The organism is Emcibacter sp. SYSU 3D8 (assembly GCF_039655875.1).
In the GTDB taxonomy this organism is placed as follows: Bacteria; Pseudomonadota; Alphaproteobacteria; order SMXS01; family SMXS01; genus RI-34.
The window spans coordinates 555326-570436 of the sequence record NZ_JBBYXK010000001.1 but is presented as its reverse complement, the minus strand read 5'-3'; the positions used below and the strand labels follow the sequence as shown (position 1 = coordinate 570436).

At 64.6% G+C, this 15111-nt stretch carries 16 protein-coding genes; 8 read left to right on the top strand and 8 right to left on the bottom strand.

Features of this window, described 5'->3' with window-relative positions:
* Positions 1–33: 33 nt before the first annotated feature.
* Both WJU21_RS02835 and WJU21_RS02830 read left to right on the top strand, forming a co-directional pair.
* Positions 34–1338 (top strand): aromatic ring-hydroxylating dioxygenase subunit alpha, encoded by a 1305-nt coding sequence (locus WJU21_RS02835; protein ID WP_346321860.1) that lies wholly within the window; start codon positions 34–36, stop codon positions 1336–1338.
* A gap of 103 nt (positions 1339–1441) precedes the next feature.
* Positions 1442–1879: a hypothetical protein gene (locus WJU21_RS02830; RefSeq protein WP_346321859.1), complete on the top strand. Its 438-nt coding sequence runs from the start codon at positions 1442–1444 to the stop codon at positions 1877–1879.
* Positions 1880–1883: 4 nt separating this feature from the next.
* Here the strand turns inward: WJU21_RS02830 and WJU21_RS02825 are convergent, their stop codons facing one another.
* Together WJU21_RS02825 and WJU21_RS02820 are read right to left on the bottom strand one after the other, a co-directional pair.
* The gene (locus tag WJU21_RS02825; RefSeq protein WP_346321858.1) at positions 1884–2648 is read right to left on the bottom strand and encodes an extensin family protein; all 765 of its coding nucleotides are present in this window, start codon (positions 2646–2648) and stop codon (positions 1884–1886) included.
* 3 nt (positions 2649–2651) lie between these two features.
* Positions 2652–3650, bottom strand: a complete 999-nt coding sequence (locus WJU21_RS02820) for a L,D-transpeptidase (protein ID WP_346321857.1) — start codon at positions 3648–3650, stop codon at positions 2652–2654.
* 96 nt (positions 3651–3746) lie between these two features.
* Here WJU21_RS02820 and WJU21_RS02815 point away from each other — a divergent pair, with 96 nt between their 5' ends.
* Positions 3747–4550, top strand: coding sequence for a tyrosine-protein phosphatase (locus tag WJU21_RS02815; RefSeq protein WP_346321856.1), 804 nt, complete (start codon positions 3747–3749; stop codon positions 4548–4550).
* Positions 4551–4559: 9 nt separating this feature from the next.
* Here WJU21_RS02815 and WJU21_RS02810 read toward each other — a convergent pair whose 3' ends face one another.
* Complete coding sequence (locus WJU21_RS02810; protein ID WP_346321855.1) at positions 4560–6053, bottom strand: SulP family inorganic anion transporter; 1494 nt, start codon at positions 6051–6053, stop codon at positions 4560–4562.
* A gap of 368 nt (positions 6054–6421) precedes the next feature.
* Between WJU21_RS02810 and WJU21_RS02805 the strand changes: the two genes are divergently transcribed.
* Together WJU21_RS02805 and WJU21_RS02800 are read left to right on the top strand one after the other, a co-directional pair.
* Complete coding sequence (locus WJU21_RS02805; RefSeq protein ID WP_346321854.1) at positions 6422–7219, top strand: FkbM family methyltransferase; 798 nt, start codon at positions 6422–6424, stop codon at positions 7217–7219.
* Complete coding sequence (locus tag WJU21_RS02800; protein ID WP_346321853.1) at positions 7194–7820, top strand: DNA-3-methyladenine glycosylase; 627 nt, start codon at positions 7194–7196, stop codon at positions 7818–7820. Before WJU21_RS02805 ends, WJU21_RS02800 begins: the two co-directional genes overlap by 26 nt.
* A gap of 38 nt (positions 7821–7858) precedes the next feature.
* Here WJU21_RS02800 and WJU21_RS02795 read toward each other — a convergent pair whose 3' ends face one another.
* Entirely contained in the window at positions 7859–8632 is a 774-nt protein-coding gene (locus WJU21_RS02795; RefSeq protein WP_346321852.1) for a glutathione binding-like protein, read from the bottom strand.
* A 129-nt stretch (positions 8633–8761) separates the two neighbouring features.
* Between WJU21_RS02795 and WJU21_RS02790 the strand changes: the two genes are divergently transcribed.
* Positions 8762–9469, top strand: a complete 708-nt coding sequence (locus WJU21_RS02790) for a tetratricopeptide repeat protein (RefSeq protein WP_346321851.1) — start codon at positions 8762–8764, stop codon at positions 9467–9469.
* A 75-nt stretch (positions 9470–9544) separates the two neighbouring features.
* Positions 9545–10360, top strand: a complete 816-nt coding sequence (locus tag WJU21_RS02785) for a rhomboid family intramembrane serine protease (RefSeq protein WP_346321850.1) — start codon at positions 9545–9547, stop codon at positions 10358–10360.
* Positions 10361–10412: 52 nt separating this feature from the next.
* Here the strand turns inward: WJU21_RS02785 and WJU21_RS02780 are convergent, their stop codons facing one another.
* Entirely contained in the window at positions 10413–10844 is a 432-nt protein-coding gene (locus tag WJU21_RS02780; RefSeq protein WP_346321849.1) for a hypothetical protein, read from the bottom strand.
* A 299-nt stretch (positions 10845–11143) separates the two neighbouring features.
* Between WJU21_RS02780 and WJU21_RS02775 the strand changes: the two genes are divergently transcribed.
* Positions 11144–11899 (top strand): glucose 1-dehydrogenase, encoded by a 756-nt coding sequence (locus tag WJU21_RS02775; RefSeq protein ID WP_346321848.1) that lies wholly within the window; start codon positions 11144–11146, stop codon positions 11897–11899.
* Here WJU21_RS02775 and WJU21_RS02770 read toward each other — a convergent pair.
* From WJU21_RS02770 to WJU21_RS02760, 3 genes are all read right to left on the bottom strand, one after another.
* Complete coding sequence (locus WJU21_RS02770) at positions 11896–13197, bottom strand: cytochrome P450 (protein ID WP_346321847.1); 1302 nt, start codon at positions 13195–13197, stop codon at positions 11896–11898. The two genes, WJU21_RS02775 and WJU21_RS02770, sit on opposite strands and share 4 nt — an antisense overlap.
* Before the next feature lie 78 nt (positions 13198–13275).
* Positions 13276–14085 carry a metallophosphoesterase gene (locus WJU21_RS02765; RefSeq protein WP_346321846.1) on the bottom strand — a complete coding sequence of 270 codons (810 nt, stop codon included), beginning with the start codon at positions 14083–14085 and terminating at the stop codon, positions 13276–13278.
* The gene (locus WJU21_RS02760; protein ID WP_346321845.1) at positions 14082–15041 is read right to left on the bottom strand and encodes a diacylglycerol kinase family protein; all 960 of its coding nucleotides are present in this window, start codon (positions 15039–15041) and stop codon (positions 14082–14084) included. Before WJU21_RS02760 ends, WJU21_RS02765 begins: the two co-directional genes overlap by 4 nt.
* Positions 15042–15111: the final 70 nt, after the last annotated feature.

Below are 15111 nucleotides of genomic sequence, written 5' to 3'. Positions count from 1 at the left end.
CGCGAATCCGTGGCCCACCACGAGGAGGAACACATGGTAGCGATCGTCCGCGTTCAGGAAACCGTCAAGACACCCATCGACAAGGCGCCCGAGCCCAACATGGGCGGGGACTACATCCCCAAGGAGCGCTACATCTCGCCCGAATTCATGAAGCTCGAATGGGAGCGCATGTGGACCAAGGTCTGGTTGATGGGGTGCCGCGAGGAGGAAATTCCCGATGCCGGTGACTATGTCACCCAGGAGATCGGCCCGGAATCGCTGCTGATCGTGCGCGGCGAGGATGGCAAGGCGCGCACCTTCTACAACGTCTGCAACCACCGCGGAAACCAGGTCAAGTTCGACCAGTGCGGCAATTCACGCACGCTGCAATGCGCCTACCATTTCTGGGAATATGACCTGACCGGCAAGCTGATCAATGTGCCGGACGAACAGGATTTCACCCAGGGCTGTCCCAAGGACCAGCTCAGCCTGAAGACCGTCAAGACCGATACCTGGGGCGGTTGGGTATGGTTCAACCTGAACCCCGACGCCGAACCGCTCATCGACTATCTGGGCATGGTGCCGGAGCATCTGGACCCGTACCACTTCGAGAAGATGCACCTGGTGCTCAACGTTACCATGGAATGGGACTGCAACTGGAAGACGGCAGTCGACGCATTCAACGAGATCTACCACGTCCAGTGCATCCATCCGGAACTGTCCTATACGATCGACGACGTGGACATCCAGATCGACCTGTACGAGCGCCACAACCGCTATCTGGTGCCGTTCAAGACGTACAGCCCGCGACTGGGCGAGGATCTGCAGGAAGTCCCGGAGCATCTCGCCGAGCAAATCAGCGCCATCGGCATGGACCCGGCCGAGTATGAGGGCAGGGTGGCCGACATCCGGCGCGGCGTGCAGGTGTACAAGCGCGAGAACGAAAAGGCGCTGGGCTTCGACTATTCGGAGCTGAACGACGACCAGCTGTCCGACGATTACCATTACTGCATCTATCCGAACCTGACGTTCAACATCATGGCCGAGAGCTTCGGCCTGTTCCGCCAGCGGCCGCATCCGACCGATCCGAACAAGATGTTCTTCGACGTTTACCGGGTCGTCCACATTCCGGAAGGCAAGCCGGTGCCGCCGCTGCCGGACCACGAGCAGCACAAGCACGGCGAACGGTCGCTGGGCCTCGTCCTCGACCAGGATTCGGTGAACCTGCCGCATGTCCAGAAGGGCATGAATTCGGCGGCGTTCAAGGGTCTGTGGATATCCAGCCAGGAGCGCCGCATCCGGCACAACCACAAGACGCTGATGGATTACATCAACGGCCACTACAGCAACGACGCCTGACGCGCCGTCGCCGGGGCGCCGTAATTCCGCCCGTAACCCTCGAAGGTGCCTGTGCGTTCTCGTTCCGTGCGCCCATATAAGGCCCACGGAGCCGGAGACCTGAATGTTTACCATGGACGTGGCCGATCAGAACTGTATCCCCGGGCAGGTGATCCTGTTCACCACCGGCAAATCCCATGACGTGCCCAGGTTCCTTGCCCGCGCCGTGCGCCCGTTCAACGTTGCGGAAGCGTTTCGCCAGTTCCGGGACAGCGAGGGTGCGCTGCCGAAATGGGAGAGCTTCCTGACCTGGATGCTGCGCAGCGGATACATCGAAGCGGTCGAGCACACGGAAGTGCATATGACTGCGTCGTGGGCCGATGGCGACAGTGTCGACATGCAGCCCATCTCCACCCAGGAGGACATCATCGAAATGGCCAACGGCAAGGCCTGTCCGAAATGCGCCTCGCATCACGTGGTGCCGGAGATGAAGCGCGGACACGCCGACATGGCACGGCGGGTCTGCACCGATTGCGGCCACCACTTCAGCGTGGCGGCCTGAGGCCCTATTCGCAGATCCGGTAGCCGTTGTTGCGCCGGATCAGGTCGAGGTGCAGGTGGTCCGCATGGGCCGCGTTCGCGCCCGGTCCCAGCACCGTCGTGAAATAGGCGCAGGCGCCGCCCCGGATCGCCGCCTGGAAGGCGCGGGCGCTGTCGCCGCTGTCGGGACGGGCCATGACAGGCACGGCTTCGCCGTCGCTGAAGACAATGCCCGAAATGTCGATAGCATTGGCCATGGCGTGTTCGCTGACCTTGAACTCGCCCTCGCCACGGCGGGTGCGGCACTGATAGGAATCGCCCGTGGCAATGGCCACGGGTGTGGCCTTCAGATGGAGTTTCGCCGAAGGGATCATGACGTCGCTCGTCCAGATGGCGAGGGCGCGCGCGACCTCGCACCGGGTCGTCACGGCCGGCCGCAGGTCGATGCCGACGGACGAGACCTTCAGTGGCCGCCTGGCGCCGCAGCCGTTCTCGTCCGAAATCGGCTCGAGCATCTCGAACGCTGCGCCGAGCAGTCTCAGCTCTGCTTCGCACTGCGCGGCCTGTGCGTCGTCGTCGGCCGGCGGCGCCGCGCTGGATGCGTCGTCGGCCACCGGAGCCGCATCCGCAGGCGGTGTCGGCTCGGCGGCCTGGACCGCCGTCACCGGGCCACCTGTGGCAAGGCTGATCGGCTCCAGCGCCGCTTCGTGCACCGCCGGCGATCTGGAGAACGCGACGAGGGCGAGTGCGCCCACCAGCAGCATGCCGATGACAAGGCCGAACGATTTCACCGCCTAATCCTCGAAGCTGACCGGCACGCCGGGCTCGACCATCCCGGCCAGCGTCTCGGCGTCCCAGTTGGTCAGCCGGGCGCAGCCGTGGCTGAAATGCTTGCCGATGGGCGAGGGCTCGGCGGTGCCGTGGATCCCGTATGTGGGCTTGTCGAGGCCGATCCAGACGGTGCCCACCGGTCCGTTCGGCCCGGGCGCGATGCGCATGTTCTCGGTATTGCCGCCCTGGGTGAAATTGACGTCCGGCCGATATGAATAATCCGGATTGTGGACGACGACCTTTACCTTGTGGGTGCCGCTGGGGCTGGGCAGGGAATCGCTGCCGACGGTTACGGGGAAGAAAGCCAGTACCTTGCCGTCTGCGCCAATTGCCCTGAGGCTCGCGCTTTCGCGGCTCACGGTGACCTTCGCGGCCTTGCCGGTTTCGGGCCGCTGACGCAGCGATGCGACAAGGATGCGGGTTCCGGCCTTGCCCCAATCCGCGTCGGGGTTCAGCAGGTGGAGCAGCTTGATGTCCATGTGGAAGCGCTCGGCCAGCATCTCGTCGGCACCGGTGAACGACAGATGCTTCATCTTGGCCATCTCGGCGTAATCGCTGGGCACTTCGGCCAAGTAGGGCCCCTTCAGGTCCTCGCTGGTGATGGTGTAATTGCCGAATACCGGTGCTTCGTCGGCCGAGAGCTTGTCCCAGGACTCTTCGTCGAGCTGGCCATCGACGGGCAAGCCGTTTGCCTCTTCCCAGGCGGCCAGCGCCTTGGTGACATTGTCGCCGAAATAGCCGTCGATCACCCCCGGTGAGAAATCCTGGCCGTCGAGCAACACCTGAACCCTCATCGCCAAAGCGCTGCGCGCATCGGCCGTGATTTCGGCGCCGTCGAAGGTGGCGGCATTGATCTGCGCGGCAGTGAAGGCGTCATCGGATGGCGGCGCGGGCTCGGCGGCATAAGCGGCGACCGGAAGCAGCAATGCCGCACAGGCGAGGGACAGGCGGGAAATCGGCATCGGCCACCGTGGATTGTGATTGGTGACACGTGAACAATCGTCATGCGTCCCGGTTCCGGTGGTGATTCCGCAATAGTGCCGGCCTATGATCCGGCCATGAACACAAACGACGGCGCCCAGGCGGCGCATGACAGGCGGCTGACGCTTCAGGGCGCGCCGAATTTTCGCGACTTCGGCGGCTACCCTGCCGCCGGCGGCGGCATCGTCCGGCGCGGTGCGCTCTTCCGCTCGGGCGCACTCGGCCTGCTGACCCAGCCCGATGTCGGCATGCTCAACAGCCTTGGTGCCTGGACGATTGTCGACCTGCGGCATGAGGCCGAGCGGATTGCCGCGCCGACCCCGGCGCAGCTGGTGTCGTCCGCCGTTCATTCGCTGCCCATGGGCTCGGGCAACGGCGCGGCGCCCGTGCCGCGTCCGGCGCTGCTCACCGTGCCGGGCGCGACGGCCGGCCAGGCGGTCGAGGCCATCAAGGCCAGTTACCGGCGCTTCGTTCACGATCACCGGAACCGGTTCACCAGCCTGTTCGGCGTGCTGCTCGACGGCGCGCCCGGTCCCGCGGTGATCCACTGCACCGCGGGCAAGGACCGCACCGGCATCAGCGTGGCGCTGGTCCTGCTGGCGCTGGGCGTGGACCGCGATGCGGTGGTCGGGGATTACTGCGCCACCCGCAACTATCTGGACCTGTCCTGGCGCGAACAGATCCTTGCCGCCATGGTGGGCGATCCGGGAGAGGTGAACCGCGGCGTTGCCGACGTCATGTTCGACGCCCATCCCGACTATATCGGGGCGTCGCTGGACGAGATGGACCAGCATCACGGCTCGCCGGAAGCCTACTTACGTGATGTGATCGGCCTGGATGCGGGCCGCATCGAAACGCTGCGGCGCCGCTATCTGGCCTGACCGCACCGGCTAGTGGCTTGTGGCACGCTCGAGGGCGCCGGGCTTGTCGTACAGCGCCAGCTGGTCGACGATGGTTTCGCTGGCCCTGTTCATGCCCACGACCGTCACGTGGATGCCGCGCCGCCGGAATTTCAGGATCACCGAATCGAGGGCGGCCACGCTGGAGATATCCCAGATATGGGCGCGGCTGACATCGATCGCGACGTCGGTCACGTCCTCCTTGATGTCGAACGCCTTGGCGAAGTCATCGGCGGAGGCGAAGAAAATCTGGCCTTCGACCGTGTAGGTGCGCCGGTGACCGTCATCCGAGATCACCGACGTGACGCCGAACAGCCGCGAGATCTTCCACGAGAAGAATATCCCGGAAAGCAGCACCCCGATCAGCACGCCGATGGCGAGATTGTGGGTGAACACGACGCCGCCGACCGTTGCCAGCATGACAATGCTCGAGCTGCGTGGATGGGTTCGCAGGTTGCGGATCGACGACCAGTTGAACGTTCCGATCGAGACCATGATCATGATCGCGACCAGCGCGGCCATGGGAATGACCCTGACCAGATCGCCCAGCACCACGATCAGGAACAGCAGGAAGGCGCCGGCGCAGAACGTGGACAGCCGCCCACGCCCGCCGGATTTCACGTTGATGACCGACTGGCCGATCATGGCGCAGCCGGCCATGCCGCCGATGAAGCCGGTGATCATGTTTGCAATGCCCTGGCCGACGCATTCGCGGTTCTTGCCGCTGGGCGTGTCGGTCATGTCATCGACGATCGACGCCGTCATCAGCGATTCCAGCAGGCCCACCGCCGCGACCGCCGCCGAATAGGGCAGGATGATCTGCAGCGTTTCCATGTTCAGCGGGATGTCAGGCAGCAGGAACATCGGCAGGGTCGCCGGCAGCTCGCCCATGTCGCCCACGGTCCGCAGGTCGAGGCCCATCAGCAGTGACACCGTGGTCAGCACGACGATGCAGATCAGCGGCGAGGGGACAACCTTGGTCAGCCGCGGCAGCAGATAGATGATGGCAAGGCCGGCGGCGACCATCACATAGGTCATCCAGGTGACCCCGATCAGTTCGGGAAGCTGGGCCATGAAAATCAGGATGGCGAGCGCGTTGACGAACCCGGTGATGACCGAGCGCGACACGAACCGCATCACATAGCCGAGCCGAAGGAGCCCGGCGCCAACCTGCAGGACGCCCGCGAGCACCGTCGCGGCCAGCAGGTATTGCAGGCCGTGGTCCTTGACCAGGGTGACCATCAGCACGGCCGTCGCAGCGGTGGCCGCGGAGATCATGCCAGGGCGGCCGCCGACGAAGGCGATGATCACGGCGATGGAAAACGAGGCGTAGAGCCCAACCTTCGGGTCCACACCAGCGATGATGGAAAAGGCGATCGCCTCGGGAATGAGCGCCAGGGCGACGACCAGCCCGGCAAGAATATCGCCGCGCATATTGCCAAACCATTCGGTGCGCAGGCGGGATATGAAAGCAGAGCTTAGCATGGAACTCCTGGGGGAATATCGGGGGAACAGGTAATGGGGCGATGCGACAACGGCGCCCGTGCGGCTGCGGAACCGGGTGGACAGGTTCGGCGAGCGATCAAGGGTGCGGCTGGAGTCACATCGGCGTCGTTCCCCGCGGTGCAGGAGGTGGCGAGGACGCACGGACGCGTCGCGGCAGTTTACTAAAGTTATTGAAGAGACAGCGCAATCCCGGCGTGCGCGGGGCTCCGTTGCGTATATGTTCAGCGACGGCGCTTTGGCCATGCCGCCGGCATGCCTGTCCGCGATGGACCCGAACCGCTATAACGGAGTTCGTGTCCCTCGGGCACAAATGCAGGGTGTGCACGGCGCACGATAAAGGCGACGCCATGGACAATGGGTTGATATACGACGTGGGCGCCCACCGGGGTGAAGACAGCGACTATTATCTCAGGCTGGGCTATCGGGTCGTCGCCGTGGAAGCCAACCCGCATCTTGTCGACTGGCTTCGTACGCGCTTCCGGCAGGAGATTGCTGACGGTTCCTACATTCTCATCCCCAATGCCATTGGCGAGCGCGGCGAGCAAATCGACTTCTACGTAAACCGCGAGAACTCGGCCTGGGGCACCACCAACCCGGAATGGGCGGGACGCAACAGGCTGCTGGGCGCGGAGTCTGACGTTGTCACCGTCGACTGCGTGCGCTTTGCCGACATCCTCCATGAGCATGGCTGTCCGCACTATCTCAAGATCGATATCGAAGGTGCCGACATGCGCTGCGTCGAGGACCTGGCCGAGGCAGCGGTCACACCGGCCTATATCTCGATCGAGTCCAGCAAGACATCATGGCGTGCGCTCCTCGGGGAATTCGAGGCGCTGAGCAGCCTGGGCTACACCCGGTTCAAGGTCGTCGATCAGTGCCAGTTCGAAAAACGGCAGCTCTCCGACAGCGATGGCAACGTCATTGATTATACCTTCGGACCCGGCGCGTCGGGCCCGTTCGGCGAGGATCTGGCCGGCAAATGGCTGACGAGGCGCCAGGCCATCATCCGCTATATTCCCATCTTCCTGGTCTACAAGACGCTGGGCGACAACACTCTGCTGTCGCGGCTGCTCGCGCGTCTGCCGGTTTTCAACCGCCTCCTGCACCTGGTCAGCTGGTATGACACACACGCCAGGAAAGGCTGAGTTCCAGCCCCTTTCGCGCGCCCGGTTACCCGCCGACACGGCGGCGATGGCGCGCTTCCTGATCGGCAAGCTGCTGGTGCGCAACTCGTCCGAGGGCCGCTCGGCCGGGCGCATCGTCGAGACCGAGGCCTATCCGCCCGGCGATGCCAGCGGCCACGCCTTCCGGGGCGAGACGGCGGCCAACCGGTCCATGTTCCTCGAGCCGGGACGCGCCTATGTCTATTTCATCTACGGCGTCCATTTCATGCTCAATGTCAGTGCCGAGCCGGCGGGTACCGGCGGCGGCGTTCTGCTGCGGGCGCTGGAGCCGGTGGACGGCATCGAACTCATGCGGGCACGGCGCGGCCCTGTCCGCGACCGGGACCTTGCGCGGGGGCCAGGCAGGCTGGCGCAGGCCATGGCCGTTCGGCCGGACCTGAACGGTCTGGACATGTGCGGGGCAGGACCCATCTGGTTGGCCGAGGCACCGGGGCCGGTGGGAGAAATCGGCATGAGCGTCCGCATCGGCATAAGCAAGGAAGCGCATCAGCTTCGCCGGTATTACGAGCGCGGCAATCCATACGTCAGCGGCCCGACTGCTCTCAACCGCCCGGACCCCTAGAGCATGGCGTCGGGGCAACGAGATTTTCGGCGCCTGCGTCAGAACTCCAGCGGCAGCTTCAGATAGGTGCGGTAAATCCGGTCCCGGTGCTCGATCAGGATCGGATCCAGGTCGGCCTGCAGCCTCTCCCCCATCTGGCCCCACACCTTCCTGAGAAATCCCGGCGTGGCCGACCATTCCGTGGGAAGCTGCGAGACGCCGATCGACATGCAGGCCCAGAAGATGTCTGCCGCAGTCAGGCTGTCGCCGACGAAATAGTCGCTGCCTTCCTCGCGCTGCCGGTGCAGCTGGGCGGCGAGGAAGCGCAGCACCGTGGCGGCGCGCTCGGGGGCCTGCTCGACCTGCGCGCGGGACGCGCCGTATTGCTTGTGCAGGATTTCGTCCCACGCGCCCTTCTCGGCGCTGGTGTCGTTGGCGGCTTCCTGCGGGAACATCATGAACCGGGAGTTCCAGGCATAGCCGCCTTCGCCGCAGATTTCGTGGCAGATGCCGAATACCTGTGCCCGCTGCGCCCGGTCGGCGGGCAGGAGCGGCGGCTCGGGCTTCAGCCGCTCGGCCAGCATCAGGATTTCCGCCCATCCGGCGCGGGCCGGCTCGTCGTTCCAGACGGCGACGGGCGCGTTGCGGTGACCGCTCCAGGCCTTCAGATCCTCGTTGGGCTGGGCGGCGTGCTGCGCGACCGGCGTGAACGCGATGCCTTTCACATGGAACAGGCTTTTCGCCGCCTCGCAGAACGGGTTCGGGATGTTTTTCGTCACGGCCAGCCTGAGGCCGGGCAGATCGCGGGCGTCCCTGGCGTCGATGTGTTCCATGTGGCGTTCCTCTCCGCGGCAAGACTGGCACAGGCGGTGGGCATCTGTCTCGCGCCCGCGAGCGGGCTCTCCACTTTCAGCCCGGATTCTGCTACCTGTGGCGCGGGGCTGCAACGAGGGTAAAGGGCTGTGACCAGACTGACATTCGCGATCGTCGCCGCAGCGTTCCTGACGCTGGGCGCCGGACAGGCGCACGCCGGCACGACCGAGCAGGCGACCACCGCCTATCAGCGCGGCGACTATCCGCTGGCCCTCCAGCTGTATCGGGGCCTGGCCGACGAGGGCGAGCCCATGGCGTTCTCGATCCTCGGCCTGATGTATGCGAGCGGGCAGGGTGTGCCGCAGAACTTCACCGAGGCGGCGCGCTGGTACAGGCTGGCGGCCGAGCAGGGTATCGCGGTGTCGCAGGCCAGTCTCGCCGGCCTCTATTTCGCCGGCAAGGGCGTGCCGCGCGACGTGATGGAATCGATCCGGTGGTATCGGGCCGCGGCGGACCAGGGCGACGCCTCGGCCCAGTTCAACCTGGCGAGCATCTACGAAAGCGGCGATGGCGTGGAACCGGATTACGGCGAGGCGATCTACTGGTTCAGGCGTGCCGCGATCCTTGGCAACCCGTCGGCCCGCTACAGCCTGGCCAGCATGTACGAAGCCGGGCGCGGCGCCGCGCAGGATTACGTGCGGGCTTATATGTGGCTGGATTTTGCCTCCTCGACGGGCTGGAAGCTGGCGGTCAACGCCAAGAACAAGCTTGCAAAACGCATGACCACCGACCAGATCGTGCAGGCGCGGCAGATGTACCTGTCCTGCCTCGAGAATAGCTTCCAACTCTGCGACTGAACGGTTTACGGGCCTTTGGACCTCATATCGATACGCCTGTGCACGTCACAAACCGACGCGAACCAGCATGCGCTGGTGCTGACCGCCATCGGCATCCAGTCCTATACGGTCGTCGAGGACGCGGGCATCATGTTGTATGTCGGCACCACCGACGCGGGTGAAGCGATCCGGCAACTCGCGGCCTATGACGAGGAAGAGGTGCGCCGTGTCCGCACACGCCCGCGCACCAAATTTCTCGTGCCAAAGCCGGAAGGGCCGCTGGCCTTCATCGCGGTGATGCTGTTCTTCTTCGCGGCTTCGGAAGCCGCCGTATGGGATGCCGGTTGGCTGGTGAAAGGCGCGGCGCAGGCCGGCCTGATCATGAAGGGCGAGTGGTGGCGCACGGTCACGGCCTTGTTCCTGCACGCCGACGGCGGTCATTTGCTGGGCAATCTGGGCATGGGCGTGGTGGTCGGGTTGCTGGTTGCGCAATTGCTGGGATCGGGCGTCGCCTGGCTTTTCATCCTGATCTCCGGAATCGTGGGCAATGCGCTGAATGCCGCCCTGCAATTGCCGTCGCACACCGCCATCGGCGCCTCGACCGCCGTGTTCGGCGGCATTGGCCTGCTGGCAGGCTTCACCCAGATGTCGTCGTCGGCGCCGTGGCACAAGGGCGCCCGGCGCTGGGCGCCGGCTGGCGCGGGCCTGGCCTTGCTGGTGCTGATGGGTACGGCAGGCGAGCGTACCGATGTCTGGGCCCATGTTACCGGCTTCGTCACCGGCGGACTCATGGGACTGGTGTTCGGGCGGTACGGCGCCGGGGTTGTTGCCCGGCCGGCAGTCCAGGCGGCCTGCGGGCTGGCGATTTTCGCGGTGATCGGCGCGGCGTGGACGCTGGCGCTGCGGACATGAAAAAGCGCCGGGAAACGGGCGTTCCCGGCGCTCTATGGATCAGTTTGCCAACCTAGTTCGGCAGGGGCCGATAGGTCTCGCGGTAATATTGCTGCCAGCGCGGACGCTCCTTGTAGAAGGTCCGGGTCTTGTAGTTGGTGTCCCAGTAATCGTCGAGACTGAAGGTCACCACCCCCACATTGGCCTGCGGCGCGACCTCGACCAGCGCAGTGCGGTTATTCTGATATTCAAGCGCCAGGGCATTACCCTCGACCCAGCCGCGATTGTCGCCGATGGTCACATCGCACCAGCTCCAGCTTTGCAGGCAGCCGTTCACCTCGACGGCACTGTTGGTCTCGATGATCCCGACGCTCGGATAACCGGCGCCTGGTCCTGACCGCAGCTCGATGCTGTTGGTGGTAAAGCCCGCAGCGGCCTGCGCGGACGTTGCGGCGGCAAGAGCGCCGGCGGCGATCACCGTGCCGGCCAGAATTTTCTTCAGCATTGGAAGTCCTCCATGGATGCCTGTGTTATCCGGCGTATCCGTGCCGGGGCGGGCCGTCGCAAGGTCCGGATGTTCCGTTCCTTGAACTGTTCCCATCGGCAACGCAAACATCATGTATTCTTGGAAGTTCCATTATTAATTAGGATATGAGGTAGCCGAATACTGTAATTAGTGAGTTGTTTGGGGCCGGTGTCAGGCACGCGACAGGACGCCGCGCCGTTGGGCTGCGCTTATAATTGTTGCCCTGCATCGGTGTGGAATGATATCGGCGAAGACGGAAACCGTCGGGGAGGACGTCCATGGACAGGGTTGCAGGCAAGATCGCGCTGGTTACCGGCGCGGCATCGGGGCTGGGCAAGGCCATCGCCGAACGGCTGGCGGCGGAAGGCGCGGTGGTCGTGCTGACCGATATCGACGCCGACGCCGGCGCGGCGGTCGCCGCGTCGATCGGCAATGGTGCATCGTTTCACCGCCATGACGTCACCAGCGGCGACGACTGGGCGCGGATCATCGGCGGCGTCGAACAGGCGCATGGCCGACTGGATGTGCTGGTCAACAACGCCGGCATCACCCTGATGGGCACCATCGAGGACATTTCCATCGAGGCCTGGCGCCAGACCTTCGCCGTGGACGTGGAAAGCGTCTATTGGGGATGCCGTACCGGCATCGGGCTGATGAAACGCACCGGCGGCTCGATCGTCAACATGGCCTCGGGCGCGGGCATCAAGGCCAGTGCCGGGCTCGTGGCCTATAATGCGGCCAAGGCGGCGGTGATCGCCGCCACCAAGGCCATCGGCCTGCATTGCGGCGAACAGCGCTACGGCATCCGCTGCAATGCGGTGGCGCCGGGTGCGATCCGCACCCCGATCATCGACAAGGTACTGGCCCAGGTACCCGATCCCGACGCCATGCTCAAGGGCATGGAGGCCAGCCACCCGGTCGGACATCTCGGCAAGCCAAGCGACATCGCCAGCATCGTGCTCTACCTGGCGTCGGATGAATCCAGCTTCGCCACCGGCGCGGTGTTCTCGGTCGACGGCGGCATGATTCTCTAGGCTACCTTGTCGAACTGGACGTGCAGTTCCTTCAAGGCGCGCACCCACATGCCGTGGACATGGTCGTAGGTATTCTTCTCCGGGGCCGGCCGGAAGTCGTGGGCCCGGCGCAGCAGGATGTCCCAGGCGCAATTCTGCTCGAACCGGCTCAGTGACGCCCCGGGACAGTGGTGCTCGCCCAGGCTGAACGCCAAGTGACGGCCGGCGTTCTTGCGCCCCAGCTGGAGCTGATCCGGCTCGGGGAACATGCGGTGGTCGTGATTGCCGGCGCCGAAGCGGATGCTCAGGGTGGCGCCCTTCGGCACCTTCACGCCATTGATCTCCACGTCCTGGCTGACGAAGCGATAGAGGCCCTGCGTCGGGCTTTCCATGCGCAGCACTTCCTCGACGAAATTCTTGACCTTGGACAGGTCGGCCTGCAGTTCCCGGTACACGTCGGGGAAGCGGAACAGCAACCACATGCCGTTGGAGATGGCGAAGGTGGTGGTCTCGTTGCCGCCGATCAGCAGGTGGTCGATGATGCCGATGATCTCGTGTTCCATCAGCGGACGATGCTTGCCCAGTTCGACGTCGAACAGCTCGGTCTGCGTCAGATGGGTGATGATGTCGTCCTTGGGATTCTTCAGCTTGTCCTTGATGGTGTCGTGAATGTAGTGCTGCAGCTCGATATGCTTTTCGACCGCCCACTTCTCCTGTTCCTCGGTCAGGCCACGAGAGAACGGCCAAACCCAGGCGAACGACCATTCCTTCAGCATGGGCAGGTCCATGCGCGGGAAGCCCAGCAGTTCGGCGATCACCATCATCGGCAGTGGCTCGGCGAAGTCCTTCATGAACTCGATCTCGCCCTTGTCGATCCAGGTGTCGATCAGCTCGTTGATGGTCGCCCGGATGAACGGCTCCTTTTGCCGCACGGCGCCCATGGTCAGTTTGGGATCGACGAGGCTGCGATAATGCTGGTGCTTGGGCATGTTCTCGCCCAGCGACGTATAGCGGCGCCAGCCCTTGGTGTCGTACAGCGCCCGGTTTGAGGGGAACTTGATCAGCGGCTCGGCGGCCTGCACATCGCCGCCGGTGGTGAAGATCTCGGGACGGCGAATGATGTATTCCAGATCCTCGTACCGCGTGACCACGTACATGCCGATCTGCGGCATGAAATAGACCGGCGATTCCTCGCGGATGACGTCATAGGCCGGGAACCAGTTTTCCTGCACCACAGGATCCATGAAGCTGATCTCGGCGGCGGACTTGAACGGGCAGCCCGAGGCGCTGGCCTGGCTTACGGCGGTTTCCTTGTTCACGGCGTCATCTCCCCGATGTCAACGTCCCGGCGCGGCCGGGCATGCGAGCCGATATCATAAAAGTCATTGGTGCATGAGTCACGGGGTTGTTGGATGAGCCAATAGCAGTTCATGGGTGGCGGCCGGTTCGAATCGCTCGGTCCCGGGTACGAAGTCCCATTGCCGCACGTCGCAGCGACCGGGCTGGTCGTAATGGATCACGTTCACCGAATTGTCGGACTCGTAGCGGATGCGCCGCGACAGCGCCGTGCCGGCCTGCACCGCCCAGACCGGGCGCGTCAGATCCGGGTAGGCTGCGTGGAGCGGACTCGTATAGGGCAGGTGGATATGTCCGCCCATGATGATGTCGGCGCCGGCCTCTGCCCAGGCGTGTACCGCGCGCTCGTGGCCGTGCAGCAGGTCGTTCTTGTCCTCCTCGCGGATCACGAACACCGGCTGGTGCGTGACCACGATCCGCAATTGCCGGGGTGTCGCAGCCCGCAGGCGGGCCGCGACCCGTTCCACCTGTTCGGCCGACACCTCGCCGTCGATGTGGCGGTAGCGGCGGGTGGTCTTGACCGTCAGCGCCAGCAGCGTCTCGTTCTCGAAAGCCGGCTCCAAATCGTTGCCGAACACGCGCTGGAAGCCCGCATAGGGCGCGGCCAGCCGCGCCGCCAGGTTATAGAGCGGTACGTCGTGGTTGCCCGGGATCACCAGCCATTCGGGCACGTGCAAGCGGTCGAGATACGCCCGCGCGGCGTCGAATTCGTGGGCGCGGGCGCGCTGGGTGATGTCGCCGGACAGGATCGCCAGATCGGGCGCCTCGTCCTCCACCAGCCGAAGCAGCGCTTCGGCCACTGGAGGGCGGACGGTGCCGAAATGCGGATCGGAAATCTGGATGATCTTCATTGCGGCGGCTCGGCGGTACCGGGTGGCGGCAACAGCGCATAGAGCGGTTCCTCGGAGACGCGGAACGCCAGCGGTCCCGGCAGTAACTCGATCTCGCCGTCGATCGCCACCTTGACCAGCTTGCCGGGTGTCGAACTGGTCCGAACGGTCATGCGCCTGAAGCTGAATGACGCCACATCGGCTTCCTCGCCCAGCTTGCCAAGCATGCCGCGCAGCGTCAGCCACAACAGTTCCATCGTCCCGGCCGGGCGCAGCCGGATGGCCGCAAGGCTGCCCGAATCCACAGCCTGGTCGAGGGGAATGCCTACCTGCCGCATCTGCAGGGGATTGTTGCCGACGAACAGGGTCAGTGCCGGCACCGTCCGGGACTCGCCGTCGGCGTCCATGGTGATGTAGAGCGGCCGATGCTCACGCTTGATCAGTGTTGCGATGCCCGACAGGAGCGCATTGAACTGCCCGCGGCCATGGCGCTTCTTGAACGCCTCGCGGTCCTCGAGCAGCAGCGGGTACAGGCCGACGCTGGTGTTGATCAGGAAGATGCGGTCGTTGACGAAGCCGACCTGGACCGGCTGCAGTTCGGCCTGCAGCAGCGCCGTTGTGGCCGCCTCGATTTCCAGCGGGATGCCGTGCCAGCGGCCGAAATAGTTGAAGGTTCCCTGCGGCAGGGCGCCGAAGGGGCAGCCACTGCCGAGCACGGCCTGCGCGGCCGCGTTGATGGTGCCGTCACCGCCCGCGGCGATCACCGCGCCATGTGCCTCCCTGGCCCGTTCGACGGTATCCCCGATCGTCGCCTGGATACGCTCGGCGTCGGTGATCACCACGATCTCGTGGTCGCGTCCGGCCGCCTTAAGGACCCGCTTGATTGTCTCGACCGTGGTCTCCTTGTCGTTCTTGCCGGAGCCGGCATTGACGAGCACGAACAGCTTGGTCCGGGATGTATATTCTATCGGCGGCATCGTTGGCCTCGATTGCTGCTCTCATATGGGAAAACGGCGGGGTCTGGACAACCCCGCCGCTGAAATCTCC

Coding starts and splice junctions, on each gene's coding strand:
- WJU21_RS02765 (WP_346321846.1), bottom strand. CDS start 14,085: ATGAAGATCATCCAGATTTCCGATCCGCATTTCGGCACCGTCCGCCCT.
- WJU21_RS02775 (WP_346321848.1), top strand. CDS start 11,144: ATGGACAGGGTTGCAGGCAAGATCGCGCTGGTTACCGGCGCGGCATCG.
- WJU21_RS02760 (WP_346321845.1), bottom strand. CDS start 15,041: ATGCCGCCGATAGAATATACATCCCGGACCAAGCTGTTCGTGCTCGTC.
- WJU21_RS02805 (WP_346321854.1), top strand. CDS start 6,422: ATGGACAATGGGTTGATATACGACGTGGGCGCCCACCGGGGTGAAGAC.
- WJU21_RS02835 (WP_346321860.1), top strand. CDS start 34: ATGGTAGCGATCGTCCGCGTTCAGGAAACCGTCAAGACACCCATCGAC.
- WJU21_RS02830 (WP_346321859.1), top strand. CDS start 1,442: ATGTTTACCATGGACGTGGCCGATCAGAACTGTATCCCCGGGCAGGTG.
- WJU21_RS02810 (WP_346321855.1), bottom strand. CDS start 6,053: ATGCTAAGCTCTGCTTTCATATCCCGCCTGCGCACCGAATGGTTTGGC.
- WJU21_RS02820 (WP_346321857.1), bottom strand. CDS start 3,650: ATGCCGATTTCCCGCCTGTCCCTCGCCTGTGCGGCATTGCTGCTTCCG.
- WJU21_RS02800 (WP_346321853.1), top strand. CDS start 7,194: ATGACACACACGCCAGGAAAGGCTGAGTTCCAGCCCCTTTCGCGCGCC.
- WJU21_RS02780 (WP_346321849.1), bottom strand. CDS start 10,844: ATGCTGAAGAAAATTCTGGCCGGCACGGTGATCGCCGCCGGCGCTCTT.
- WJU21_RS02795 (WP_346321852.1), bottom strand. CDS start 8,632: ATGGAACACATCGACGCCAGGGACGCCCGCGATCTGCCCGGCCTCAGG.
- WJU21_RS02815 (WP_346321856.1), top strand. CDS start 3,747: ATGAACACAAACGACGGCGCCCAGGCGGCGCATGACAGGCGGCTGACG.